The following is a 23771-nucleotide window of genomic DNA, read 5'->3' as shown; positions in this document are numbered from 1 at the left end:
CCATCTTGGTCGAACTCACGGGTAACGGCGGCATCAGACTCCAAGCCGCGCCATCCTACGCCAAGCCCCACCGGCGGCTCAACGCTCGTTCAGCATCACCGGGGCGAATTGCGCTCTCAGCCCCTCCCACCGCCGCCGCTGCTCCTGCCAGTCGATCGTCCCGAGCACCGCCTCGCGCAGGCCCCGCTCGCTCACCGGCTGGGCGCCCGGGGGCAGCTCGAGGAAGAGGATCTCCTCCTGTACCTCGGGCGCGAGGAGGACCAAGTCCATGAGCTGGGTGACGCGGGCGCGCGTGAACCCGAGCTGGCGGGCCATGTCGGCGAAGTCGGCGAACTCCCCGCGCTCAAGCCGGCGGCGCAGGGCGTGCGCGAGGGCGAGCTGCCGGGCGATGCGCGCGGGGTAGCGGCGCGTCGGCGCTCGCTTCGCAGCCTGCCGGTGCTGGCGCCATGCGCGCCCGCCTTTGAAAGCGATGACGACCTCGGTCACGGCGCGGCCTCCGTCGTCGGCTGCGTGCTGGGCGGCGGCGCGGGCTCGTGGAATGTCACCCGCAGCGTGCCGCTCTCGGGGTCGACGCCGACCCGCTCGATGAGGGCGCGCAGCACCTCGCGGCGCTCCTCGGGCACGAGCGCGTCCCAGACCTCGTCGAAGGCGTCGAGCAGCTTGGCCACGTGCTCGCCCTCGGTGCGGAGCGCGGCGCAAGCGCGGAGACGCCGCTCGAGGTCCGCGACACCGGCGCGGTGCTTGTCGGTCTCGCGTTCGAGCTCGCCGAGGCGCTCGGCGAGGAGGCGGCCGCCCGCGTCGACGCTGCTGAACGCGCCGAGCAGGCGCTTGGCCTCGGCGCCGAGCTCGGTGATCCGCGCCTCGAGCCGGTCCTTGGTCGCGACCAGCTCGGCTTCGCCCTCGTCTCCCTCGGCGAGCGTCGCGAGGATGGGCTCGCGCAAGGCGCCGCTCTTCGCCAGCGCCTTCACCTGAGCGACGACGGCGGCCTCGACGTCGTTCGCGTTGAGAAGGCCCGTGGGGCAGCGCAGGCCCTCCTGCGAGGCGCGGCAGCGGTAGTAACGGTAGCGCTGCTTCTTGTGGTTGTAGGCGTGGCTCGTGCTCATCGCCGCGTCGCAGGGCAGACAGCGGAGCAGGCCAGTTAGCAGCGACTCGCTTCGTCGCGGGCGTCGCGTGCCGGCTCCTGCCGCGCGCAGGTCGAGGGTGCGCTGCACGCGCTCGAACATGTCGGGGTCGATGATGGGCTCGTGCTCGCCGAGAAACAGGTCGTCGTTGTGGCGCACCTTGCCGACGTAGAGCGGGTTGCGGAGCAGTCGGTGCACGGCGTTCTTGTTGAAGGGGCGCCCGCGGGTCGTGCCGTCCTCGGCCACGCGCGTGCGCAGCGTGAGCCCGCGCGCGTTGAGCCGCTGCGCCGTGAGCGCCATCGAGAGCGTGCGCTCGTAGAGCTCGAAGACCAGCTTCACGATGCCGGCCTCCTCGGGCACGACCTCAAGCGCGCGGCGCTGGCGGTCGACGCGGTAGCCGAGCACCAAGGGACCTCCGGTCCACATCCCCCGGCGCTTGGCAGCGGCGATCTTGTCGCGCGTGCGCTCGCTGATCAGCTCCCGCTCGAACTAAGGGGCTGCTGGTGCCCAGCGGGTCTGCACGGACGAGGCTCTACGCGCTGCCGGGCACCGAGCAAAGTGGCCCAAGCTCCGAGCAAACCTCCGAGCAAAGTTCGTCGGGCACCGAGCAAAGCTCCGAGGAAACTCGTGGGTGGAAGGCGATGGCCGAACAGCTCGAAGCCGTGCTGCTTTTCTGCGCCACCGAGTGGCGGACGCTGCCCGAGATCGCTGCAGCGGTCGGACGGGAGCCCAGCACCGTCCGCACGAAGTACCTCAAGCCACTGCTGGAGAGCGGCCAGGTCGTCCGCAAGTACCCCGACAACCCGCGCCACCCGCACCAGGCCTACCGGGCCGCCGACGCGAAGGAGGGCGGGTGACGTTGAGTCAAACACCCGGTCGCTTGAGTAAAACGGCGGCCCCAAGAGAAAGTCGATTCTCGAGGAGAATCTCCCGCCGAGAACGCCCACGGAGCCCGCGAAGCGCCTTCAACGCAGCCTCCAGCGTTCTCCTCACGGCTCCCAGAGAACGCGCCGCGCAGCTCGCAGGTGCCCGCAACCCCGCGCAAGGACGCCAGAAAGACGAAACCCCGGGAGGCTCTTGCCGCTCGGGGTCTCGTTCAACAGTGGGTCACCGGACTTGCGGTAACGCGAAAATGGCTCCCCTACTGCTTCGCGAACACCGCGACCTGCCGCTCGGCGCCGGAGAACGGGAGCCGGTACGCCCGGGCGGACACCACGCGCAGGCCGCGCTCCGCCGCGCGCGCCTGGAGCTCCGCGTCCGTCTGCGCCTTGCCCAGCATCGCCACCACGCGTCCGCCCTCCTCCACATAAGCGGGCGCCAGGTCCAGCCAGTCCGGCAGGTCCATGAACGCGCGCGCGATGAGCACCTGCGCGCGAGGAATCCCCTCCGCCTCCGGCTTCCCCTCCGCCCGGGCGTGCAGCCCGCGCACGCCGACGAGGCCCAGGCTGGCGGCGGCGGCCTTGATGAACGCGACCTTCTTGCCCACCGCGTCCACCAGCGTCACGCCCATGGCCGGCAGCTCCAGCTTGAGCGGCAACCCCGGGAAGCCCGCCCCCGCGCCCAGGTCCAGCAGCGACGCCGCGCCCTTCACCTCCGGCAGCACCGCCAGCGAGTCCAGGAAGTGCTTCTCCAGCACCTCCTCCGGCGCGGTGATGGCCGTGAGGTTCACCTTCGCGTTCCACTTCAAGAGCTCCGCCATCAGCCGCTGGAGCCTGGGCCCCACGTCCGGTCCCACGGAGACGCCCAACGCACTGCATCCCGAGGCCAGCAGATCTGCGAACCGCGCGTTATCCACAACACCTCCACCCCGAAGGGCCATGCAAGTCCTTGGAATCACTCAAGGGAAATGGATCCCCAGAGATGTCCACACGTTATCCACAGCCCTGTTCCTGATCACTTGACGTCCCCTGCCCCCGCTTGAGCGCGACCAGCAGCAGGGACACCGCGGCGGGCGTCAGGCCCGGAATCCGCCGCGCCTGCCCCACCGTCCCGGGCCGGTGCGAGGACAGCTTCTCCACCGCCTCCGTCCCCAGGCCGCGCACGTCCGTGAAGCGGAACGCGTCCGGGATGCGCCAGCGGTCGGAGGCCTCGGCCTCGCGCGCCGCCGCCCGCGCGGCCTGGGCGATGTAGCCCTCGTACTTCACCTCCACCTCCACCTCCTCCGCGACGTCGGCGGGGAGCGGCGGGAAGTCCTCGCGCCCCTGCGCGAGCTGCGCATACGTCACCTCCGGGCGCTTGAGCCGCATCGCCAGGCCGGCGCGCTTGAGCCGCGCGACCTCCTCCGTCACCGCGTGGGCCCGCGCCTCGGCGCGCTCCAGGGCCTCCCGGGGCAGCAGCCCCACACGGTGCCCATGCCGGGCGAGCCGCAGCTCCGCGTTGCCCTCGCGCAGCTTGAGCCGGTGCTCGGAGCGGCTGGTGAACATGCGGAACGGCTCATCCACGCCCTTCGTCACCAGGTCGTCCACGAGCACCGCGCCGTGCGCCTCGTCACGGCCCACGGCGAGCGCCGGTTCGCCCTTCACCTGGAGCGCCGCCTGGATGCCGGCCCACAGCCCCTGGAAGGCGGCCTCCTCGTAGCCGGAGGTGCCGTTGAGCTGGCCCGCGAAGTACAGGCCCGCGACGGCCTTCGTCTCCAGCGTGGGGTGCAGCTGCGTGGGCGGCGCGTAGTCGTACTCCACCGCGTAGCCGTAGCGGACCACCTCCACGCGGGACAGGCCGGGGATGGTGCGCAGGAACTCCCGCTGCACGTCCGCGGGCATGCTGGTGGACAGGCCCGCCGGATACACGAGCGGCGACGTGGGCCCCTCCGGCTCCAGGAACACCTGGTGCCGTTCGCGCGCGGCGAAGCGCACCACCTTGTCCTCCAGCGACGGGCAGTACCGGGGCCCCCGCCCCACGATGTCCCCCTGGAACAGCGGCGAGCGGTGCAGGTTGCCGCGCAGCAGCTGGTGCGTCGCCTCCGTGGTCGCCGTGAGCCCGCACGTCACCGGGGGCTGGCGTGGGAACGGCAGGCCCTCCTCCCTCCGCGTGCGCCAGGAGAAGGGCCGCACCCCCACGTCCCCGGGCTGCGGCGTGACGGCGTCCCAGTCGATGCTGTCGCGGGACAGGCGCGCGGGCGTGCCCGTCTTGAAGCGGCCCAGCGTGAAGCCGAGCGCGCGCAGCGACTCCGACAGGCCGCGCGCCGCTTCGTCTCCCAGCCGGCCGCCCACCTCCTTCTGCTCGCCCACGTGCATGAGCGCGCGCAGGAAGGTGCCGGTGGTGAGGAGCACCGCGCGGGCCACCACCTGCGTGCCGTCCCCCAGCACCACGCCCCTCACCCTCCCCGCCTCCGCCACGACGGCGGCCACCTCGCCCTCGCGCACGGTGAGGTTCGGCTGGGTGAAGAGCACGGCCTGCATGCCGGCGGCGTAGGCGTCGCGGTCGCAGAGGACGCGGGTGGCCTGCACGGCGGGGCCCTTGGAGGGGTTGAGGAGCTTGACGTGCGTGCCCGCGAGGTCCGCCGCGCGGCCCATCTGTCCGCCCAGCGCGTCCAGCTCGCGCACCAGGTGGCCCTTGGCGGTTCCGCCCACGGCGGGGTTGCAGCTCATCACGGCGGCGCGCTCGCGCTTGAGCGTCACGCCCAGGGTGGACAGGCCCATGCGCGCGCACGCGAGCGCCGCCTCGCAGCCGGCGTGGCCCAGCCCCACCACGACGATGTCGTATCGGAGTTCCATCGCGCCCCGGGGGGTATCACGCCCGGACGCGTCCGTGGCAAGCCGGAGCCTGGGGATGCCGCTCCCCCGGCAGGTGCCTCCCCCACCGGGGTGGTGGTCCAAACACAGACATGCCCACGAGTTCGGGAGCACGCGAGGCGGGCAGTGGGAGGGGTAACAACGCCGCCCGCCTCGCGCGCACCAGTCATCGTGGCTCCGTCAAAGGGCGCGCCGGACACACGGGTGGCGTCTCTGGCCCTTCGACGGCGATGGCATCCATGGGACCCTGCCCGCACGAGTCCCCCGGTCCCGTGCGCCTTCACATGGCGTCGCACACACGGGAGCCGACCTGCCCGTGCGGTGAGGGCGCATGGGGCTTTCGGACTCGAACCAGCGAGGCCGGCGGACCTCCCGTGTGCGCGACGGGGAAGGGTATAGCGGGGGGGTCTGACATTCCGGGCTCCGGGCCCTCCACCGGGGACCCGGAGCCGCGCGGCGTCAGCGGGTGGGCAGGGGGCTCGACCGGGAGGGGCAGTGCACGTTCTCCGGGCAGCGCCCGTCGGACTTCGGGATGCACGCGCCGCAGCACTCCATCTCGTCCGGCCGGCACGCGGGCACGCACGCGCCACACTGCACCACGCCGCCGCAGCCGTCGTCCGCGGTGCCGCACTTCAGCCCCAGCGTGGCGCACGTCGCGCGCTGGCAGACGCAGCGGCTGTCCACGCAGGACTCGTTGGGTTTGCACCCGGGGGTGCAGGTGCTCAGGGGCCCCGGGGCGTCCTTCTTCGGCTCCTCGGCCATGGGCGGCGCCACGCAGCGGCCCTCGGTGCACGTGCCGGCCTGACAGTCGCCGCAGTCAATGAAGCCGCCGCAGCCATCCGGCGTCCGCCCACACGCCACCATCGCCTGCGAGCACGTGGCCGGCGCGCAGCCGTCCGGCGCCACGTTGTCCCGCGACGCGCGCACGGTGCCGCCGCCGCTCGGCGTGCACGCGCCCCACAGTCCCAATGCCAGACACAGTCCGGCCCACCGGCCCAGGCTCCGCACTGCTTCCATGTCATCCACTCCCTGGGCTCCCGGCGCGGGGCCCACGCGGCCCGGCCCGGGAACCTTGAACGCCCCCATCATGTGCACACCGGGGGCGGTTGTCCGGGTCCACGAAGAGGGCAGGGGAGGGGGCCTCAGCGCTGGATGAGGCCCCGAGCGCCCTCGATGCGCTGCGCGTCCGTCCGCGCCGCCTCCTCCTTGCGAGGCGTGGGCACGTCCAGCCCGCGCTGCACGGCGGGCCGGTGCTCGATGGAGGCCAGCCACCGCTGCACGCCCGGCAGCCCCTCCAGGGACACGCCGGCCCAGTCGTGCGAGCGCACCCACGCCCAGTTCGCGATGTCCGCGATGCTGTAGTCGCCGGCCAGGTATTCGTGGTCCTTCAGGCGGCTCTCCAGCACCGTGTAGAGGCGGCGCGTCTCGTTCTGGTACCGGTCGATGGCGGGCTGGAGCTTCTCCGGGAAGTAGCGGAAGAAGACGTTGGCCTGCCCCTGCATGGGGCCCACGCCGGCCATCTGGAACATCAGCCACTGGATGACGCGCGAGCGGCCCTTGGCGTCCGTGGGCATCAGCCGGCCCGTCTTCTCCGCCAGGTAGATGAGGATGGCGCCGGACTCGAAGACGGCGAAGTCGCCCTCCGCGCGGTCCACGATGGCGGGGATGCGGCCGTTGGGGTTGATGGCCAGGAACGCGGGCTGCTTCTGCACGCCCGTGGAGATGTCCAGCGCATGCACGGTGTACGGCAGCGCCAGCTCCTCCAGCGCCACGGAGACCTTGAAGCCGTTCGGCGTACCCCACGTATACAGGTCGATCATGTCACCCTCGCTGCGTGTGAAGAGGTGCGCTCCGTCTAACGGCGGAAGCGCACCACGCGCACGTCGAAAGCGGGGGCGTCCGTCAGGACCTCGCGCATCAGCGCCAGCGCGCGGTCCTCGTCGAAGCCGCCGGAGCCCGCACCAATGATGGGGAACGCCACGGCGCGGAAGCCGTGCTCCCCGGCCCGCGCCAGCGCGCTCCGCACCGAGTCCTGGATGGACCGCGCGGACGCGCGCCAGAGCATGTCGATGCCGGCCACGTGGATGATGGCCTTGAAGGGCAGGCGCCCCGGCCCGGTCACCACCGCCGAGCCCAGGGGCATGGGCCCCACGCGCGCCAGCTCACGGAAGGGCGCCGTGCCGCCCCGGCGCTTGATGGCCCCGGACACCCCCTGCGGCAGGAGCAGCCACCAGGGGAGGAGGTTCCGGTTCCACGCGTTGACGATGGCGTCCACCGGCTGGTCCAGCAGGTCGCCTTCCACCAGTTGCACGGGCATGGGCGCGCACTCTAGCGCCCACGCCCAATGACAGACACGGCCTCACGGCGCCGCGTTCGCCTTGGCGGGCGCTGGCGCCGGCGGCTTGGACGCGCCCGCGAAGTCACCGGCGCGCACCAGGGTGGCCTTGCTGAAGTCCACGTGGTTGGACAGGGCCTTGCGCACGTCCTCGGGGGTCAGCTTCTGGAGCCTCGCCTCCACGGCCGCGTCGAACGCGAGCGTGCGCCCCAGGTACAGGCCGTCCACCAGCTGATGCGCCAGGTTCCCGTCCTGCGCGCGAGCGGACTGGCGGTACTCCAGGAGGCCCGCGCGCGCCTTGTCCAGCTCCTGCTGCGTGAAGCCCTTCTGCACGGCGCGGTCGACCTCCTCGCGCATGGCGACCTCCAGCTTCTGCGCGTTCTGCGGCGCGTGGATGGCGTAGGTGACGAACCAGCCCACCGTGTCCTGCTGCTCGACGGACACGCTGCTGCCCACGCCATAGGACAGGCCGTCCTGCTGGCGCACGCGCGTGGCCAGCCGCGAGTTGAGGAAGCCGCCGCCCAGCATGAAGTTGCCCATCATCACGCCGGGCCAGTCCGCGTCGTCGTCGCGCAGCTGGAGCAGCTGGCCCGCGAGGAAGTACGCGTTGGCCTTGTCCGGCGTCTCCAGCACCACGGACTTCGGGGCCACGGCCTGGTACGTGCGCGGCACGCGCGCGTAGGGCGCCGGGCTCTTCCAGCCGGCGAGCAGGCCGCCCACGAGCGACGGGAGCGCCTTCGCGTCGAAGTCCCCCACCACCGCCAGCTCGCCGCGCGAGGCGCCGTAGAACTGGCGGTGGAAGGCGCGCGCCTGCTCCAGCGTGACGGCCTTCGCGTCCGCCAGGCGCTCCTCCAGGGTGGGCACGTAGTACGGGTGGCCCTTGGGGTAGTGCGCGCTCAGCACGCGCCAGAACGCGATGCTGCCCTGGGGCTGCGGCTCGCTGCGCTGCGACTCCAGCGAGGCCAGCCGCTCCTGCTTGAGGAGCGCGAACTCCTTCGCGTCGAAGGCGGGCTCGCGCAGGACCTCCGCCACCAGCTTGAGGACCTCCGGGAGGCTCGCGCGGGGGCACTCGATGGAGACGCTGGCGCCCAGCGCGCCGCCGTCCACGCCCACGCGGGCCTTGAGCTGGTCGAACGCGTCCACCAGCTGCTGGCGGGTGTGCTTCGCCGTGCCGCGCATCAGCATGCCGCCGGCGTAGGCCGCGGCGGGCAGCTTGCCGCTCACGGCCTCCGCGCTGCCCCAGTGCAGGTCCAGCGCCAGGTTGACCATCTCCCCGCGCGTCTTCTTGGGCAGCAGCGCGTACTTCACGCCGTTGGACAGCTCGCCGCGCTGCACGCGCGACTCGATGTTGGCGGGGGAGGGGTCGAAGGCCTCGCCCTGGGCGACGGCGGCCTTGCCCTGGTAGCCGTCCACCATCCTCGCCACGTCCACCGGGGGCGGCAGCTCCGAGCGGTCCGGCCTGGGCGTGGGCACGAAGGTGCCCAGGGTGCGGTTGGAGCGCTTGAGGTACGCGGCGGCCACGCGGGTGACGTCCGCGGGCGTGACGGCCTCGATGCGGTCGCGGTGCAGGAAGAGCAGGCGCCAGTCGCCCACGGCGGCCCACTCGGACAGGAGGATGGCGGCGCGCTCGGAGTTGTTGAGCAGCAGCTCCGTCTGCTTCGCGAGGCTCGTCTTCGCGCGGCCCACCTCTTCTGCGGTGAAGGGCGTGCGCGAGGCCTCCTCCACGGTCTTGAGGAGGATGTCGCGCACGGGGGCCAGGGGCTGGTCCTGGCGGGCCTCGGCGCGGAAGCCGAGGATGCCCGGGTCGCGAAGCTGGTAGTTGAAGGCGCCGACGCGCGAGGCCTTCTTCGTCTCCACGAGCGCCTTGTAGAGGCGGCCGGACGGCACGTCGCCCAGCACCTGGGTGAGCACGTCGATGGCGGCGAAGTCCGGGTGGGCGCCTTCCGGCACGTGGTAGAGGGTGTTGATCAATGGGTTGTCGCCCACGCGGCGCAGCGTGACCTCGCGCTCCCCGTCCTGGGTGGGCTCCTCGGTGTACGTGAGGGGCACGGGCTCCGCGGGCTTCTGGAGCCTGCCGAAGGTGGCCTGCACGAGCGCCAGGGCCTTCTCCGGCTGGAAGCGGCCGGCGATGACGAGCATCGCGTTGTCGGGGCGGTAGTAGCGCCGGTAGAAGGCCTGGAGCCGGTCGATGGGCACGTGCTCCAGGTCCGCCTTCGCGCCGATGGTGGCCTTGCCGTAGTTGTGCCAGAGGTACGCGGCGCTCATGGTGCGCTTGAAGAGGATGCCGCGCGGGTCGTTCTCGCCGGACTCGAACTCGTTGCGGACCACGGTCATCTCGCTGTCCAGGTCCTTCTGGGCGATGAAGCTGTGGACCATGCGGTCCGCCTCGAAGGACAGCGCCCAGGACAGGTTGTCGTCCGACGCGGGCAGGGTCTCGAAGTAGTTGGTGCGGTCCAGCCAGGTGGTGCCGTTGGGGCGCGCGCCGCGCTCCGTGAGGGCCTGGGGCACGTTGGGGGTGGTGGGCGTGCCCTTGAACATCAGGTGTTCGAGCAGGTGGGCCATGCCCGTCTCGCCGTAGCCCTCGTGCTTGCTGCCCACGAGGTAGGTGACGTTGACGGTGACGGTGGCCTTGGTGGGGTCCGGGAAGAGCAGGACGCGCAGGCCATTGGGCAGGCGGTATTCCGTGATGCCCTCCACGCTCGCGACCGGGGCCAGGGTGGCCGGCTTCGCGGGAGCGCGGGCGGTGGCGGCGGGCCGGGGGAGGGGAGCCGGGGCCAGGGCCCACGCTGGCGAGGCCGCCACGAGCAGGGCGGCCAGCAGGGCGAGCGGGGTACGACGCGTCATGCGGTCCTCGGGGTGCGAAGGAGTGGGCACGGGACTTCTAACCGCGCCCCCCGTTCCTACCATCCCGAGAACCCCCGGGCCCTTCGGGCAGGCGACCCCCAGGGTCCTCCAGGGGCCGTGTCGGGTCCTGTCCCCAGCTTCCAACCTCACAGGTCGTCATGTATCCTGGCGCGGATCCGATGTCAGGATGGGTTGGGAGGAGACTCGCGCGTCACCAGGGAGGGAAACGGAATGGCGAAGGCGACGGGCGGGGACCTGATGCTGAAGATGCTGCGGGAGTTCCGCGAGATGCAGGAGGAGTCGAAGGAGCAGTTCGCGCGGACGGAGCAGGCGCTGCGGGTGCTCCGCATGAAGTGCCGGGTCGTCTTCAGGAGGACCCAGGTCTTCGCGGACCAGGTGCGCGCCTTCTCACGGGAGGTGGATGGCTTCCGCGACAACATGGGGGAGTTCGCCACGCACGTCTCGGCGCTGGCGAAGGAAGTGGACAGCGTCAAGCGCACCCAGACGAAGATGTTCGGTCAGACGGGCCGCATGCTGCACCAGCTCGCGGAGGCCCAGGCGTCCGACCGCGAGCGCATCGACGCCCTGGAAGAGCACGTGGACGGCCCAGGGGAGGGCTGAGCCCTCCATGCGCCCCCTCGCTCAGGCGTAGATGCCCCCGGGCGCCATCGCGGAGCCGGACCCCAGGGCCTCCTCCACCTCGCGGACCTCCTCGGACGTCAGCCGGAAGTCCCCGGCCTGGATGAAGCCATCCACCTGCTTCGCGCTGCGCGCCCCGACGATGGCCGCGGTGACGGCCGGCTCCCGCAGCGTCCAGGCGATGGCCACCTCCGCCGGGGAGCGGTCATGCCGCGCCCCCACCTCGCGCATGCGCTCCACCAGCGACAGGTGATGCGACAGCTTCGGCTCCTGGAAGTCCGCGTCGTCGCGGCGCCAGTCGTCGTTTGGCATTGCCTGGATGCGCTCGCGGGTCATGGCGCCCGTCAGCAGGCCGGAGGCCATGGGTGAATACACGATGACGCCAATGCCTTGCCGCTGGCAGTAGGGCAGCACCTCGTCCTCGATGTCCCGGTGGATGAGCGAGTACTTCGGCTGCAACGACGTCACCGGGGCGATGCGCCGCACCCGCTCCAATTGCGAGACATCGAAGTTGGACACCCCCAGCCAGCGCACCTTGCCCTGCCGCTTCAGCTCCGCCAGCGCCGTCCACCCCTCTTCCAGCTCCGCCCCCGCGTCCACCGGCCAGTGCACCTGATACAAGTCAATGGCCTCCACCTTCAGCCGGCGCAGGGACGCCTCGCACTCCTTGCGCACCGAGTCCGCCTTCAGCCTGCGGCGGACCTTGCCCCGGTCATCCCAGACCATGCCGCACTTGGTGAAGAGGTACGGCCGCCGGTCCCGGCCCTTGAGCGCCCGGGCCACCACCTCCTCGGAGTGCCCCAACCCATACACCGCCGCCGTGTCGATCCAGTTGATGCCTGAATCCAGCGCGCGCTGGATGGCCTCAATGGACCGCGCGTCGTCCTGCGCGCCCCAGGCGAACGCCCAGCCGCCCCCTCCAATGGCCCACGCGCCGAACCCCAGCGCGGTGAGGTCCATGTCGGAGTTGCCCAACCGTCGCTTCCGCATCCCGTGCCTCCCGGGGCTGGAAAGAAGACGCGCGCGGAGGTCCATGGGTCCCGCGCCCGGATGCCCCTGGGGAGACGGTGTGCACCGGCGCGCCCCCCGCCCGGGCCCGGGTGCCGGCCCGCCCCCCGCCCACCAGGACGGGCGGGCCCTGGCTCCCCGTCAGCCGTCTGTCACTCCCTGGCACGCAAGCGTCGTCCGGCGCGCACGTTGATGGTAGGCCGCCTGGAGGTCGGGGGCCGTCCCTCGGGCACGTGGACCAGGAGTCCTTCCGGATGAAACGCTTCTTCATTGGCGCGCTGGCCTTCATTGGAGCGCTGTCCATCCTCTTCGTGGTGGGTGTGGTGGGGCTGTTGATGCTCGCGGCGGCGAGCAAGCCAGGCGTGCCGTCCAACCTCATCCTGGAGCTGGACCTCCAGCAGCCGCTGCCGGAGTACACGCTGGACACGTCCCTGGCGGGCGCCTTCGGCGAGGAGCCCACGTCGCTCCGGGACGTGGTGGAGGGGCTGGAGCAGGGCGCCAGGGACCCCCGGGTGAAGTCGCTGGTGGTGCGCATCGGCCAGCCGGGGAGCGCGGCGCAGGTGCAGGAGCTGCGGGACGCGGTGAAGGCCTTCCGCGCGTCGGGCAAGCGGGCGGTGGCCTACGCGGACGGCTTCGGCGAGGCGGGCAACGGCACCGGCGCCTACTACCTGGCGAGCGCCTTCGACGCCGTCTACATCCAGCCCTCCGGCGACGTGGGGCTCACCGGCCTGGTGATGGAGACGCCCTTCGCGCGCGACGCCTTCGCGAAGCTCGGCGTGAAGCCGGAGTTCGCCAAGCGCGCCGAGTACAAGAACGCCGTCAACTCCTTCACCGACGAGTCCTACGGCCCCTACCAGCGCGAGGCCACGGAGGCCTTCGGCGGCAGCCTCTTCCGCCAGGTGGTGAAGGGCGTGGCGGAGGGCCGCAAGCTGTCCGAGGACGAGGTGCGCGCCCTCATCGACCGCGCGCCCCTGCTGGGTCAGGCGGCCGTGGACGCGAAGCTGGTGGACGGGCTGCGCTACCGCGACGAGATCCACGACGAGCTCAAGCGGGAGGCCGGCGAGGGCGCGAAGTTCCTCTACGTGGACAAGTACCTGGAGCGCGCGGGCCGGCCGCACCAGACGGGCAGCGCCACCATCGCGCTCATCTACGGAGTGGGCGAGGTGCTGCGCGGCAAGAGCCAGTCCAACCCGCTCTCCGGCGGCCAGGTGATGGGCGGCGACACGGTGGCGGGGGCCTTCCGCAAGGCGGTGGAGGACCCGTCCGTGAAGGCCATCCTCTTCCGCGTGGACAGCCCGGGCGGCAGCTACTCCGCCAGCGACACCATCCGCCGCGAGGTGCAGCGCGCGAGAGAGGCGGGCAAGCCCGTCATCGTCACCATGGGGACGTACGCGGCCAGCGGCGGCTACTTCGTGGCCATGGACGGGGACAAGATCGTCGCCCAGCCGGGCACGCTGACGGGGAGCATCGGCGTGTACAACGGCAAGTTCGTCACGTCGGAGCTGTGGGCGAAGCTGGGCGTGAACTTCGACACCATCGCCTTCGGAAGGAACGCCACCTTCTCCTCCTCGGACCAGGAGTTCACCCCCGAGCAGCGCGCGCAGCTGGAGTCCGAGCTGGACACCATCTACCTGGACTTCACCAGCCGGGCCGCCCAGGCGCGGGGCATGCCGCTGGAGAAGCTCCAGGCGGTCGCCAAGGGGCGCGTGTGGACGGGCGAGGACGCGCTGGAGCGCGGGCTGGTGGACGCGCTCGGCGGCTACCCGAAGGCGCTGGAGCTGGCGAAGGAGGCGGTGAAGCTGGACAAGGACGCCCCGGTCCGCGTCGTCGTCTTCCCGCGCCCCCGGCCCACGGGCCAGGTGCTGTCGGAGCTGCTGGGCAAGCACGAGGCGGACAACAGCGATGACGAGGCCGGAAGCCAGGCCACCGTGTCGGCCCGGCTGATGGAGCAGGTGCGGGCCGTGTACCGCGTGGGCGCGAAGCTGGGCCTCACCGGGCCGGGCGCGGAGGGGCGCGCGCTGTACGCGCCGCTCCCCGAGGTGCGCTGGTAGCTCAGGGGTGCAGGGGGGCGGGGACGCGGCCCTCGGCGGGCCGCACCGGCCGCCCGAAGACGCTGTGGTAGCTCAGCGAGTGGGCCGCGCAGCGGTGGCGCCGCGGATCGAACACGAGGCAGCGGGCCACCGGGCCGGAGTAGACGTGCAGCGTCACGCCCGGGGCGTCGCCGGCGACGCTCACGCGGTGGATGGAGGCGCCCGGGTCTCGGAAGTCCACGTGCCCCGCGCCCACCGGCCCCACGCGCACCGGCGCCCCCAGCCGCGCCGCGCCGGGCGCCGTTCCCCCCTCCAGCAGCGGGTAGTTCTCCAGGAGGAACTCGCCGCGCTGGACGCTGAACCAGCACTCCTGGCCGTCATGGTCGTGGATGGGTGACGCCACGCCCGGAGACCAGCAGTTGACAATGATCTCCATGCCCTCGTCGCGGTGGACGAGGTTGCGCGTGTAGCGGCCCGGCAGGAAGTGCAGGTACGGCCTGAGGCTGGAGGGCTCCAACCGGAGCCCCGCCAGCTGAGCGTCCACCCCCGCGAGTCCCCCGGGAGCGACACGGCGCGCGCGGAGCATCCGCACGAATTCTCTCAAGCCCGCGTCAGCCATGCGTACAGGCTAGGAACGTCTGCGACATCCGGCCACCCTCAGGTCTGCCAATGAACGTCCGCTTTGTCGTCCCCCCTTCAAGGATTGGGGCAGGGTCCGTTGAAGGACGGTGAGACCGCCCGGACGAAGGGAGAGGGCACACCGCTTTCCAAACCAGGTCTGGAATCCGGACTTCCTCCGGCCTCTTTTCCTCCGGTTTCGTTGTAATTTTACACCCTCCCAGCGTAGAGGGGAGGGCATGTCGAGCAGGTCGTCCCGGCTGGAGTACCGAGGGGGGCCGGAGGAGAGCGAGCGATGAAGAAGCGACTGGGGGACATCCTGCTGGCGCGGGGTGTGGTGGACGCGTTGCAGCTGCAGTCGGCGCTGGCGTACCAACGCAAGTGGGGCGTGGCGCTGGGGCAGGTGGTGGTGGACCAGCGCTTCTGCACGGCGGAGGCGGTGCTGTCCGCGCTGGCGGCCCAGTCCGGCGTGGAGGCGGTGGACCTGGACACCTGGCCGCTGGACGCGGCGCTCGCGAGGCTGATTCCGGGCAGGGTGGCGGAGGCCCACCGGGTGGTGCCGCTGCGGCTGGAGGGGCAGGGGCCGCGGGAGGTGCTGGTGGTGGCCCTGGCGGCGCCGGCGAGCCTGGCCACGCTGGACGTGGTGAAGAGCGTCTCCGGGAAGGCGCGGGTGGTGCCCCGGCTGGCCACGGACGTGGCGCTGGAGCGGGCCATCGGGAGGCTGTACCGGGGCGAGCCGGCGACGCCGCGACGCCGGCCCGGGATGGAGGGCTTCTCCCTGCCGGAGTGGGACGAGTCACCCCTGGTGGTGGGCCAGTCCCTGGCGGAGCTGACGGACCTGCCGGCGCCGGAGCCTCGGAAGCCCGTGCGCGAGTCCGCGCGGGAGGGTGACAGCGTGGACCTGCCGATGCTGGCGCCCCTGGAGGTCGCCCGGGCACCGCTGCCGGCGCCGCGCGTGACGGTGCGCGAGCAGGTGCTGGTGTACGGCTGGGGCGCGGAAGCGGCGGCCGGCCTGGTGCGGGTGCTGGGCGAGGCGGGGTTCACGGTGAAGGTGGCGAGCACCGGGGACGTGTGCACCGCGAGCGAGGCGCAGGTGGTGGTGGCGCCGCTGCCCGCGATGGAGGTGCTGGCGCAGCGGCTTCGCGCGCAGGTGCTGGTGGCGGGCAAGGCGCCGGAGCGGGACCTGCCCCGAGCGCAGGCGGTGCACGCCCGGGGCTTCGTGGCGGCGCCGGTGGATCCGGACCTGCTGCTGCGCGCGGTGCGGCGGCTGTCGCGCGCCTCCGAGGAAGCGCGCCTCAAGCACGCGAGCTGAGCGCTCAAGGCACCGCGGCGAGGCGGGGCGGCTCCTCCGCCGCCTCGGGGAGCCACAGCGAGCCCAGCTCCAGGGGGACGGAGGCGAAGGGCTCGGCGCGCACGAGGGCCTCGTCCTCGTGGCTCGCGACGAGGAGCCAGCCGCGCTTGAGGCGCTGGTAGACCTCCAGCGTGCGCGCGACGGGGTCCACCAGCCAGACGTAGGACACGCCAGCCCGCGCATACAGGGGCAGCTTGCGGGCCCGGTCCAGCGCGGTGGTGGCGGGGGTGAGGACCTCGCAGACCCAATCCGGCACCAGGGTGAAGAACGGGGCACCGGGCTCCGGCGGAGCGGCCACGCGCTCACGGCGCCAGGCGGCCAGGTCGGGCACGAGGATGTCCTCGCCCAGGTGCAGCTCCGGCGCGCGCAGGAAGCACCAGCGGCCGTTGCCGCCGCGGCGCGGATCCAGCCGCTCTCCCAGCTCCACCCCCATCATGAAGGCCGCTCGCGCGGGCGCCACGGAGAGGCGGGGCGAGGCCACCAGCTCGCCATCGAGGATTTCCCCCACCCAGCCCGACGGCAGCGCCGAGAGCAGGGAGTGAGAGGTGGGTTGAAGGTGCTGAAGTGCCGTCATGAATCCTCGGGGAGCGCCGGTGAACGCGAGGCATTCTAGGGAGGGGTCTGACATGCGGACCGCCGCCCGCCGGGCGCTACTTCCCGATGCAGAAGCGCTGGAAGAGGGTGTCCAGGAGTGCTTCCGAAGCGCTCGTTCCGGACACTTCGCCCAGGGCTTCCAGGGCGAGCCCCACCTCGCCGGAGAGGACCTCCAGGGTGGAGACGCGAGAGGCCTCCGCCGCGCGGCCCAGCGCCTCGGCGGCGCGACGCAGGGCATCCGCGTGACGCTCGGAGATGAGCGCCACCGCGGAGGGAGTGCCACCGCCCCACAGCCGCGTGAGCACGGAGGCCCGGAGCGCCTCCACGCCTTCGCCCGTGAGGCCGCTGACGCGCGGCGGGGCAGGGGAGGGGAGGACCTCGGACGTCGCATCCCCGCCGGACGAGCTCCCCGGGCGCGCCGCTCCCGCGCCATCAGGGCTCGCGCCCCGCGCCCCTTCGCCGAGCGGTGAGCACGCGAAGTCGGCCGCTCCCGCGCCGTCATGGCGCGAGCCCTGCGCCTGCTGTCCCCCCGGCAGGACGTCGCACTTGCCGGTGACGACGAGCACGGGTGTGGCGCCGGCCTCGCGCGTCCACGACGCGGCCTCCTCGCGCGACGTCCCTGGAGGCAGCACGAGGACCGCCAGGTCCACGGCCGCGAGCAGCTCCTTCGTTCGCGCGATGCCCAGGGCCTCCACGCGTCCCGGGGCCTCGCGCAGGCCGGCGGTGTCGTAGAGCGTGACGCCCAGGCCGTCCCACTCGACGCGGGCCTCCAGCGCGTCGCGCGTGGTGCCGGGCTCGTCATCCACCAGCGCGCGGGCCTCGCCCACCAGCCGGTTGAACAGCGTGGACTTGCCCGCGTTCACCGGGCCGTAGAGCGCCACGCGCGCGCCCTGGCGCACCAGCCGTCCACGCCCCACCTCCGCGCGCAGCGCCTCCGCCTCCGCACGCAGCGCGGCGACGCGAGGGCCGGCCTCCGCGTCCGCGCCCTCCGCCTCGTCGGGGAAGTTGAGGACGCCCTCCAGGTCCGCGTGCAGCTCGCGCAGCGGCGTCTCCAACGCGCGGATCCGCTCAGCCAGCGCGCCGGACAGCCCGGCCGCGGCGGCGCGCACGGCCGCCTCCGAATCCGCGGCCACCAGGTCCGCGACCGCCTCCGCGCGGGTCAGGTCGATGCGGCCGCTCAGGAACGCGCGCCGGGTGAACTCCCCGGGAAGCGCCGGGCGCACGCGCTCATCCTCCAGCGCCCGCGCGAGCAGCAGCCGCAGGAGGCGCGGACTGCCATGCGCCTGGAGCTCCACCACGTCCTCTCCGGTGAACGACCGGGGCGCCTGGAAGTAGAGGAACAGCCCCTCGTCCAGCACCGCGCCCGCCGCGTCCACGAACGCCGTCAGGTACGCATGCCGAGGCGCGGGGGACGAGGGAACTCCGGGCGCCAGCCTCCGCCCCACCTCCAGCGCCGCCGGCCCGGACACCCGGAGGATGCCCACCGCTCCAGCGGCGGGTGCGGTAGCGAGCGCGACGATGGTGGCGGTGTCAGGCGTCATGTCGGAGGGGGCCCGGCCACGTTCCCGCGGGGGCGGGCCCGGACTCCAGCCTACCGGGCGCCCTGCGGCGGCGTGGAGCCGCGGGCCGCGCGCTCCACGTCGTCGCGGTGCTCCTCGATGTACTTCTCCACCTCGGCGTCATCGACCTCCAGGTCGCGCAGCACGCCCGGGTAGACAAAGCGGAACGCCGGGGACTCCTCGTCCCCTCGCAGGCGGAAGCTCATCTTGAGCACCGCCGCGCCGTACAGCTTGTCCTTCAAACCCTTCGCCTTACCCATTCGCTCCTCTCGCGCCCGCCGGCGGCCCAAGCGGGCAACACCTGCTCAGGCGTCGACGTCGTCCTCGTCGTCGTCCGGCAGCAGGCTCCGCTTGGGCATCGGGGCGGGCTTGGCCGGGGTGAACACCACGCGTCGGTTGCGGCCTTCGCCTTCCGCCGCCACCTTCACTCCATCCACTCCTTCTACTGCCTTCAGGGCGCGCGCGCGGTCCTCAGTCTTCATGGCGGCGAACGCATAGAAGCGCCCCAGGCTGGCGGACTTCTCCGCGAGCTTGCGGACGGCCTCCCGGAACACCGGCTCCTCCTCGACCTGCAGCGTGCGCTCATCCGCCTCCACGGCCTTCGCGGGGGCCTGCGGCTTCGCGGCCTGCGGCTGCCCCCCACGCGCGCTGCGCTGCTGCGGCTGCGCGGCCGGGGCGGGCGCGGCCGCCCGGGCCGGCTGCTGCGCGGGCGCGGCGGCCGCCACCTGCGCCACGGGGGCGGCGGCCTGCGGCTGCGCCGCCGCGTCACGGCGCGGCCGGGGCTCCGGGTGCGCGCCCGCGCCCAGCATCACCCAGCGGCGCTCCACGCCGGGGCGGTGGAGCATCTTGTTGAGCAGGAACTGGAGCGAATCCAGCACCTGGCTGCGCTTGCCCGGCTCCACGCCCGGAGGCGCGCCGGACTCGAAGTGGAGCGCCACGGACAGGCTGCCGTCGGCGGCGTCCAGCAGGTCCAGCCGCGCCGGGAACCCCATCAGCCCGAGGATGTCCGTGAGCAGCTTCTCCACCCGAGGGCGGAAGTCCGCGCCGCCCGCCACGCCCTGTGTCGCGCTCACTTGCGTTTGCCTCCCCCGGCGGTGGCGGCCATCGCCGGCGTCCCGCCGCCCGTCTGGTTCTTCTTGCGGTCCAGCCACTTGCGCAGGCCCCACTGCTGGCCGATGGAGAGCACGTTGTTCGTGAAGATGTAGAGCGACAGGCCCGCCGGGTACTGCAGCAGCGTGAAGGTGAAGATGATGGGCATGATCCAGGTCATCATCCGCGCCTGCGCCGCGTCCATCATCTGCGGCTGCATCTTCTGCGTGATGATCATCGACACGCCCAAGGCCAGCGGCAGGATGTACGTGGGGTCCTTGTAGGTGAGGTCGCGCCAGATGGGGCCGAAGAAGGGCTCGCCGTAGATCTCGAAGCTGTTGCGCAGCGACGTGAACAGCGCGATCCACACCGGCATCTGGATGAGCAGCGGCAGGCAGCCGCCCAGGGGGTTCACCTTCGCCTCCTGGTACAGCTTCATGATCTCCAGGTTCTGGCGCTCCTTGTCGTCCGCGAACTTCTTGCGGATCTCATCCATCTTCGGCTGGAGCACCTTCACCGCCTCCATGCTGACCATGGAGCGGTAGGTGAGCGGCAGGAGCGCCAGCTTCACCACCACGGTGAGCAGGATGATGGCGACGCCCCAGTTCCCCACGATGCCGTGGAAGAACTTCATGATGGCGAGCAGGAGCTTGCAGACCACCGCCCAGATGCCGAAGTCGACCGTGTCCTCCAGCCGGGGGTGGTAGGGCGTGGCGGACAGGCCGGCCGCGGCGCTCAGCTCCGCGCCGGGCACCGGGCGCAGCAGGTCCGGGTCCTTGGGGCCCAGGTAGCCGCCGAAGCGGAACGTGGCCACCTGGCCGGGGGCCACGTTGAGCGGGAAGCCCGCGGACACCTCGCGCGCGGTGGGCGTGGCGGTCAGCGTGCAGTGGCCGTTGAGCGCGCCGTCCAGCGGGTAGAGCGCGGACAGGAAGTACTGCTGGTTGATGCCGAAGAAGGAGATGGGGCCGCGCGTCTCCTCCGGCGGCTTGTCGCCCGGGGACAGGTTGTGGAGCTTGTCCTCCACCCAGCACGCGGAGCGGCTCAGGTTGCCCACGCCACCGAAGAAGGACGGGGCGTGCTCGAACTCCGGGTCGATGGCGCGGCCGTAGTGCACCTTGAGCTCGCCCGCCTGCGGCTGGGCGGAGGTGTTGCGCACCTGCAGGGTGTAGGTGAACTCGAAGCCGTCGCGCGGCCACAGGATCGTCTTCGTCACCTCCCACGGCCCCTGGCGGCCGGTGAACGCCACGCTGCCGCCGTTGTCGGTGGGGCCCTCCTGCACGGCGTAGCGGGTGTTCGCGGCCAGCGGCGCGCTGCCCTCGATGGTCACCGCGAGCGGCAGGGGCTGGCCGGGCACCGGGTGCGCCACGTTCATCTGCGGCGGCGGGGGGATGTCCTTGCCGAAGAGCTTCTCGAAGCCCTCCTTGACGGTGAGCGACTGCTGCTCGCGCATCTTCGTGCCCTGGAGCACGGCGGCGGTGAGGCCGGCGCCCTCGGAGGAGAAGGTGTACTTCACCTCCGGGCGGCTGAACTCCACGGTGCGCGCGGGGGGCGGCGGGGCCTCCTCGGCGTGGGTGCCCGCGTCCTCGCCCGGGGTGCCCGGCGGCGGCACGGCGGCCATGCCCGGGGTGCCGGCGTCAACCGTCGCGGCGACTTCGACGCCCGCGTCCGCCCCTTCCGCGCCCGGGGGCGGCCCCTTGGGGGCGAAGAAGAAGGTGTAGGCAGCGGTGGCCGCGAAGGAGAGGGCGAGCGCCAGGAGCAGCCGCTTCTGCGAATCGTTGGACTGGGGCGACAGCGGGTCGTTCGTCATGGAGTTCCCTGTGCCGGCGGCACGGCGCCGGAGGGCGGGCGGAAGCAAACCGTCAGGGGACGGGATCGAATCCACCGGGGTGGAATGGCTGGCAGCGCAGCAGGCGCCAGACGGTGAGGGCGCTGCCCTTCAAACCGCCGTGTTTCTCCAGCGCCTGCATGGCGTAGGTGGAGCAGGAGGGATGGAACCGGCACGCCTTCGGCAACAGCGGCCCCAGGAACCGCCGATAGAAGCGGATGGGCAGGGCGATGACGAAGGCGAGTGGACTCATGGGGCAGGCTCTCTGGGGGGCACGCGAGGTGCCGGAAAGAGCCGTTGCAGCTTACGGGTGACGCCGTCGAACGCACGGGAAACTTGCGCGAAGGAGGCCTCCTTCGCCGAGGAGCGAACGACCAGGACTACGTCGAGGCCCGGGGGCCATTGCCCGCGGTGCTTGCGAAACAGCTCGCGGAGCACTCTGCGCAGGCGTGCGCGCACCACCGCGTTGCCCACCTTGCTGGAGACGGTGAGGCCGATGCGGGAGTGCGCCAGGGCGTTGCGTTGGACGAGGGCCAGGAGGCAGTCGGACGGAATCTTCTGACCGCGCTCCTGGACTTCGAGGAACTCACGACGGTGGAGCAGGCGAAGGGCCTTGGGGAAGCGCTCGTCGGTTGCCTGAGGCACCCGCGGCGCCGCTCCCTCGGCCATCGTCCGTGCGTCCGGTTACTTCTTGAACGACGACACCACCAGGCGCTTGCGGCCCTTCGCGCGGCGGCGCTTGAGGACATCCCGGCCGGACTTGGTGGCGTTCCGCTTACGGAACCCGTGGGCGCGGTTGCGCCGGATCTTCGACGGCTGGTACGTGCGCTTGGACACGACGACGACTCCTGAGCTGAAGGCGGCGCCTGGGAAACCGGCGCGACCCGTACATTGGAAAGGGGGCGTCCGTAACCCTATTTCCTGGACAAGTCAATCAAGGATCACCTGCGCCGACCGTGCAGCCCTGCGCCGGGTGGACCTGGCGATCATGTAGGAAAAGGGGAGAGGGGGCAAGGAAGGGCGCCACCCGGGATGCGTCCAGGTGGCGCCGTCGGGGTCACGGGGCTACGGGGTGGCGGAGCAGAACGGATCCACCGGCACGGACCACAGCGAGTACCCCGGCGCTCCCGGGAAGCCGGCGAAGAAGACCCGGTCACCCACCCGCTGGAAGCTCAAGGCCCTCGAGGGATTCACGGGCGAGCCGTTGGGGACCGCCCGGGTCCCCTCCAGCGTGCCGTCCGTCACCCAGGGGACGAACCCCACGCCCTCCGTCCAACCGGTGAAGAACAGGTTGCCCGTCCCCGGCGCGTAGAGCGGCGACCCGTACTCATCCTGCGTGCTCAGCTTCGCCGAGAGCTTCCGGGTGCCGTCCGTCGTGCCGTCCGTCACCCAGAGGCTGACCTCCGCGGGCGCGGGGCCCCCGGTGTAGATGCCCTGCTTGATGAAGAGCCTGCCCCCGGTCCGCACGACGCCCTGGTTCATGACGCCCGACTCCAGGTGCGCGAAGGGGTTGTCCAGGGTGGCCACGAACGTCCTGCCGGCGCCGGACAGCGCCAGCCCGCGCAGCTCCAGGTGCCGCTCGTTCCGGGTCTTGGAGAGCACGACGGCGGAGGTCCCCGCGATGCCCAGGAGATTGACCTCCCTGGCGAAGGCCCCCAGCTTCGCCGTGCCTTCCCGCGTGCCGTCCGTCCTCCAGAGCTCCGTCGTCCCGCCAGGGCCGTCGTTCACGAGCGCGAACACCGCCGTCGCGTCCACGGCGTGCGCCTCGCTCAGCGCCACCGTCGCAGACGCGTCCAGCTGCTTCAGCCGGCGCGTTCCGGCGGACGTCCCGTCGGTCCGCCACAGCCGCGTCCCGGTCTCCGGGTCCTGGACGACGAACACCACCGCGTCCCCCACCTTGAACATGCGCGCGAGGTGGGCCTGGGCGCCGAAGGCGTGGGCCCAGACCGTGCCCCCCGCCGTCCCGTCCGTGCTCCACAGCTGGAGACCGGCCCCGTCCTGGAGGAAGAACAGGCGGCCGGCGGCCGTCCCCTCCTCTCCCACGAGCGTCGCGGCGGCCCCGAAGTCCTTCAGCCGGACCGTCCCCCCCTGCGTGCCGTCCGTGCGCCACAGCTCCACGCCCCCCGTCGCGCAGGGGGAGTTGAAGAAGGACACGCCCGTGCCGAGCAACCGGAAGCCGGAGACGGCGAGGTGGTCCGCGCACGCCGGCAGCTCACGGGCCGGCTGCGTGCTCTGCGCGGTGCCGTCGCTGCGCCACACCTCGGTGCCGTCATGGCTGGAGACCGCGAAGTACAGCCGCGAGCCGGCCGCCCTCAGGGAATGGAGCTCCACCTTGGCGTTGGCCGGAGACGGCCAGTCCATCAGCTTCAGGGTCCCCGCGCCCGTCCCATCGCTCCGCCAGAGCGCGTTGACGGAGCCATCATCCAGCGTGAAGTAGAGCGAGCCCGCCACATCGGTCAGCTGGAGGGGGAGCGGCTCCAGGGAGAGCGGCGTCTCGGGCACGCGGCCGGGAGGAAACAGCTGCTTCACCTCCTGCGCCACCCCGGGAACGCACGCGGACGCCCGCACCGGGTCCTCGGACGGGGCGGGGGCCACCTCCCCACCGACCGGCTCCGCGGGAGCCGCCTCTGGAAGGCGGGGCGCTTCCGGCGTCCCGGCTTCCGCTGCGACATCAAAGGACGAAAAGTCCGCCCCTGGTGTCTCCTCTCCTGGCTGTGCGCCCCCACAGCCCACCAGACACCCCACTGCCGCCAGCCTCCACCACGCCCGCATCCGCATTGCCCCTCCGTCGTAGTTCCGGACTTCCAGCAAGGTTGAATCCGAAGGACGCCTGTCGACCCTCCCCGCAGGGCATGTCGTACATCCGGAAATCGACAGGGACGCGCCACCTCGTGGGACGTGGGGTGATCCGCGCCGGGCGGCTCCACGCGTGGAGCCGTGGACGCGCGGAGCGGGGTGCTACAGGTCGGTTCCTTGATCAGCCGGAGAGCGGGTGTTAGCACCGCCGGACGCCCGCGGATCCTCTTC

At 72.1% G+C, this 23771-nt stretch carries 23 protein-coding genes; 4 read left to right on the top strand and 19 right to left on the bottom strand.

Annotated features, from left to right (window positions below; translation table 11 throughout):
* Nucleotides 1-78 precede the first annotated feature (78 nt).
* Complete coding sequence (locus U8525_RS09425; RefSeq protein ID WP_374263919.1) at nucleotides 79-486, bottom strand: hypothetical protein; 408 nt, start codon at nucleotides 484-486, stop codon at nucleotides 79-81.
* A complete protein-coding gene (locus tag U8525_RS09420) occupies nucleotides 483-1526 on the bottom strand; it encodes a recombinase family protein (protein ID WP_374264222.1) in 1044 nt (347 codons plus the stop codon). Before U8525_RS09420 ends, U8525_RS09425 begins: the two co-directional genes overlap by 4 nt.
* A gap of 236 nt (nucleotides 1527-1762) precedes the next feature.
* Between U8525_RS09420 and U8525_RS09415 the strand changes: the two genes are divergently transcribed.
* Nucleotides 1763-1978 (top strand): Fic family protein, encoded by a 216-nt coding sequence (locus U8525_RS09415; protein WP_374263917.1) that lies wholly within the window; start codon nucleotides 1763-1765, stop codon nucleotides 1976-1978.
* 284 nt (nucleotides 1979-2262) lie between these two features.
* Here the strand turns inward: U8525_RS09415 and rsmG are convergent, their stop codons facing one another.
* The 6 genes from rsmG to U8525_RS09385 all read right to left on the bottom strand — a co-directional run bounded on the left by rsmG (nucleotide 2263) and on the right by U8525_RS09385 (nucleotide 10031).
* Nucleotides 2263-2916: a 16S rRNA (guanine(527)-N(7))-methyltransferase RsmG gene (rsmG, locus tag U8525_RS09410; RefSeq protein WP_374263915.1), complete on the bottom strand. Its 654-nt coding sequence runs from the start codon at nucleotides 2914-2916 to the stop codon at nucleotides 2263-2265.
* A gap of 76 nt (nucleotides 2917-2992) precedes the next feature.
* Nucleotides 2993-4834 carry a tRNA uridine-5-carboxymethylaminomethyl(34) synthesis enzyme MnmG gene (gene mnmG, locus U8525_RS09405; RefSeq protein ID WP_374263913.1) on the bottom strand — a complete coding sequence of 614 codons (1842 nt, stop codon included), beginning with the start codon at nucleotides 4832-4834 and terminating at the stop codon, nucleotides 2993-2995.
* A gap of 477 nt (nucleotides 4835-5311) precedes the next feature.
* Nucleotides 5312-5869, bottom strand: coding sequence for a hypothetical protein (locus U8525_RS09400; protein ID WP_374263911.1), 558 nt, complete (start codon nucleotides 5867-5869; stop codon nucleotides 5312-5314).
* 125 nt (nucleotides 5870-5994) lie between these two features.
* On the bottom strand, nucleotides 5995-6672 hold the full coding sequence (locus U8525_RS09395; RefSeq protein WP_374263909.1) for a glutathione S-transferase family protein: 678 nt from the start codon (nucleotides 6670-6672) through the stop codon (nucleotides 5995-5997).
* A 35-nt stretch (nucleotides 6673-6707) separates the two neighbouring features.
* Entirely contained in the window at nucleotides 6708-7169 is a 462-nt protein-coding gene (locus U8525_RS09390; RefSeq protein WP_374263907.1) for a macro domain-containing protein, read from the bottom strand.
* A 42-nt stretch (nucleotides 7170-7211) separates the two neighbouring features.
* Nucleotides 7212-10031, bottom strand: a complete 2820-nt coding sequence (locus U8525_RS09385; RefSeq protein ID WP_374263905.1) for a M16 family metallopeptidase — start codon at nucleotides 10029-10031, stop codon at nucleotides 7212-7214.
* A gap of 231 nt (nucleotides 10032-10262) precedes the next feature.
* On the opposite strand from U8525_RS09385, the gene U8525_RS09380 reads away from it, so the two are divergent.
* Nucleotides 10263-10652: a hypothetical protein gene (locus U8525_RS09380; protein ID WP_374263903.1), complete on the top strand. Its 390-nt coding sequence runs from the start codon at nucleotides 10263-10265 to the stop codon at nucleotides 10650-10652.
* Nucleotides 10653-10673: 21 nt separating this feature from the next.
* Here U8525_RS09380 and U8525_RS09375 read toward each other — a convergent pair whose 3' ends face one another.
* On the bottom strand, nucleotides 10674-11660 hold the full coding sequence (locus U8525_RS09375; RefSeq protein WP_374263901.1) for an aldo/keto reductase: 987 nt from the start codon (nucleotides 11658-11660) through the stop codon (nucleotides 10674-10676).
* Between the two features lie 272 nt (nucleotides 11661-11932).
* Here U8525_RS09375 and sppA point away from each other — a divergent pair, with 272 nt between their 5' ends.
* Nucleotides 11933-13729 (top strand): signal peptide peptidase SppA, encoded by a 1797-nt coding sequence (sppA, locus tag U8525_RS09370; RefSeq protein ID WP_374263899.1) that lies wholly within the window; start codon nucleotides 11933-11935, stop codon nucleotides 13727-13729.
* A gap of 1 nt (nucleotide 13730) precedes the next feature.
* On the opposite strand, the gene U8525_RS09365 is transcribed toward sppA, so the two are convergent.
* The gene (locus tag U8525_RS09365) at nucleotides 13731-14252 is read right to left on the bottom strand and encodes a cysteine dioxygenase family protein (protein WP_374263897.1); all 522 of its coding nucleotides are present in this window, start codon (nucleotides 14250-14252) and stop codon (nucleotides 13731-13733) included.
* A gap of 369 nt (nucleotides 14253-14621) precedes the next feature.
* On the opposite strand from U8525_RS09365, the gene U8525_RS09360 reads away from it, so the two are divergent.
* Nucleotides 14622-15638, top strand: a complete 1017-nt coding sequence (locus U8525_RS09360; RefSeq protein ID WP_374263895.1) for a hypothetical protein — start codon at nucleotides 14622-14624, stop codon at nucleotides 15636-15638.
* Nucleotides 15639-15642: 4 nt separating this feature from the next.
* On the opposite strand, the gene U8525_RS09355 is transcribed toward U8525_RS09360, so the two are convergent.
* From U8525_RS09355 to U8525_RS09315, 9 genes are all read right to left on the bottom strand, one after another.
* Nucleotides 15643-16251: a Uma2 family endonuclease gene (locus tag U8525_RS09355; protein WP_374263893.1), complete on the bottom strand. Its 609-nt coding sequence runs from the start codon at nucleotides 16249-16251 to the stop codon at nucleotides 15643-15645.
* Nucleotides 16252-16327: 76 nt separating this feature from the next.
* Nucleotides 16328-17812: a tRNA modification GTPase gene (locus tag U8525_RS09350; protein WP_374263891.1), complete on the bottom strand. Its 1485-nt coding sequence runs from the start codon at nucleotides 17810-17812 to the stop codon at nucleotides 16328-16330.
* 50 nt (nucleotides 17813-17862) lie between these two features.
* On the bottom strand, nucleotides 17863-18090 hold the full coding sequence (locus U8525_RS09345; RefSeq protein WP_374263889.1) for a hypothetical protein: 228 nt from the start codon (nucleotides 18088-18090) through the stop codon (nucleotides 17863-17865).
* Nucleotides 18091-18135: 45 nt separating this feature from the next.
* The gene (locus tag U8525_RS09340; RefSeq protein WP_374263887.1) at nucleotides 18136-18903 is read right to left on the bottom strand and encodes a hypothetical protein; all 768 of its coding nucleotides are present in this window, start codon (nucleotides 18901-18903) and stop codon (nucleotides 18136-18138) included.
* Entirely contained in the window at nucleotides 18900-20726 is a 1827-nt protein-coding gene (yidC, locus tag U8525_RS09335) for a membrane protein insertase YidC (protein ID WP_374263885.1), read from the bottom strand. Before yidC ends, U8525_RS09340 begins: the two co-directional genes overlap by 4 nt.
* 52 nt (nucleotides 20727-20778) lie before the next feature.
* A complete protein-coding gene (gene yidD / locus U8525_RS09330) occupies nucleotides 20779-20997 on the bottom strand; it encodes a membrane protein insertion efficiency factor YidD (RefSeq protein WP_014400870.1) in 219 nt (72 codons plus the stop codon).
* Nucleotides 20994-21413 carry a ribonuclease P protein component gene (gene rnpA / locus U8525_RS09325; protein ID WP_374263882.1) on the bottom strand — a complete coding sequence of 140 codons (420 nt, stop codon included), beginning with the start codon at nucleotides 21411-21413 and terminating at the stop codon, nucleotides 20994-20996. The genes yidD and rnpA overlap by 4 nt, the downstream gene beginning before the upstream one ends.
* Before the next feature lie 15 nt (nucleotides 21414-21428).
* The gene (gene rpmH, locus U8525_RS09320) at nucleotides 21429-21581 is read right to left on the bottom strand and encodes a 50S ribosomal protein L34 (RefSeq protein ID WP_014400872.1); all 153 of its coding nucleotides are present in this window, start codon (nucleotides 21579-21581) and stop codon (nucleotides 21429-21431) included.
* A 228-nt stretch (nucleotides 21582-21809) separates the two neighbouring features.
* The gene (locus tag U8525_RS09315; RefSeq protein ID WP_374263880.1) at nucleotides 21810-23339 is read right to left on the bottom strand and encodes a hypothetical protein; all 1530 of its coding nucleotides are present in this window, start codon (nucleotides 23337-23339) and stop codon (nucleotides 21810-21812) included.
* Nucleotides 23340-23771 lie beyond the last annotated feature (432 nt).

The organism is Corallococcus sp. RDP092CA, assembly GCF_041903675.1.
In the GTDB taxonomy this organism is placed as follows: domain Bacteria; phylum Myxococcota; class Myxococcia; order Myxococcales; family Myxococcaceae; genus Corallococcus.
The sequence above is the reverse complement of the archived record's forward strand: the minus strand, read 5'-3'. Positions and strand labels throughout refer to the sequence as shown.

Coding starts and splice junctions, on each gene's coding strand:
- U8525_RS09415 (WP_374263917.1), top strand. CDS start 1,763: ATGGCCGAACAGCTCGAAGCCGTGCTGCTTTTCTGCGCCACCGAGTGG.
- mnmG (WP_374263913.1), bottom strand. CDS start 4,834: ATGGAACTCCGATACGACATCGTCGTGGTGGGGCTGGGCCACGCCGGC.
- U8525_RS09400 (WP_374263911.1), bottom strand. CDS start 5,869: ATGGAAGCAGTGCGGAGCCTGGGCCGGTGGGCCGGACTGTGTCTGGCA.
- U8525_RS09395 (WP_374263909.1), bottom strand. CDS start 6,672: ATGATCGACCTGTATACGTGGGGTACGCCGAACGGCTTCAAGGTCTCC.
- U8525_RS09390 (WP_374263907.1), bottom strand. CDS start 7,169: ATGCCCGTGCAACTGGTGGAAGGCGACCTGCTGGACCAGCCGGTGGAC.
- U8525_RS09385 (WP_374263905.1), bottom strand. CDS start 10,031: ATGACGCGTCGTACCCCGCTCGCCCTGCTGGCCGCCCTGCTCGTGGCG.
- U8525_RS09380 (WP_374263903.1), top strand. CDS start 10,263: ATGGCGAAGGCGACGGGCGGGGACCTGATGCTGAAGATGCTGCGGGAG.
- U8525_RS09375 (WP_374263901.1), bottom strand. CDS start 11,660: ATGCGGAAGCGACGGTTGGGCAACTCCGACATGGACCTCACCGCGCTG.
- sppA (WP_374263899.1), top strand. CDS start 11,933: ATGAAACGCTTCTTCATTGGCGCGCTGGCCTTCATTGGAGCGCTGTCC.
- U8525_RS09360 (WP_374263895.1), top strand. CDS start 14,622: ATGAAGAAGCGACTGGGGGACATCCTGCTGGCGCGGGGTGTGGTGGAC.
- U8525_RS09355 (WP_374263893.1), bottom strand. CDS start 16,251: ATGACGGCACTTCAGCACCTTCAACCCACCTCTCACTCCCTGCTCTCG.
- U8525_RS09350 (WP_374263891.1), bottom strand. CDS start 17,812: ATGACGCCTGACACCGCCACCATCGTCGCGCTCGCTACCGCACCCGCC.
- U8525_RS09345 (WP_374263889.1), bottom strand. CDS start 18,090: ATGGGTAAGGCGAAGGGTTTGAAGGACAAGCTGTACGGCGCGGCGGTG.
- yidC (WP_374263885.1), bottom strand. CDS start 20,726: ATGACGAACGACCCGCTGTCGCCCCAGTCCAACGATTCGCAGAAGCGG.
- yidD (WP_014400870.1), bottom strand. CDS start 20,997: ATGAGTCCACTCGCCTTCGTCATCGCCCTGCCCATCCGCTTCTATCGG.
- rnpA (WP_374263882.1), bottom strand. CDS start 21,413: ATGGCCGAGGGAGCGGCGCCGCGGGTGCCTCAGGCAACCGACGAGCGC.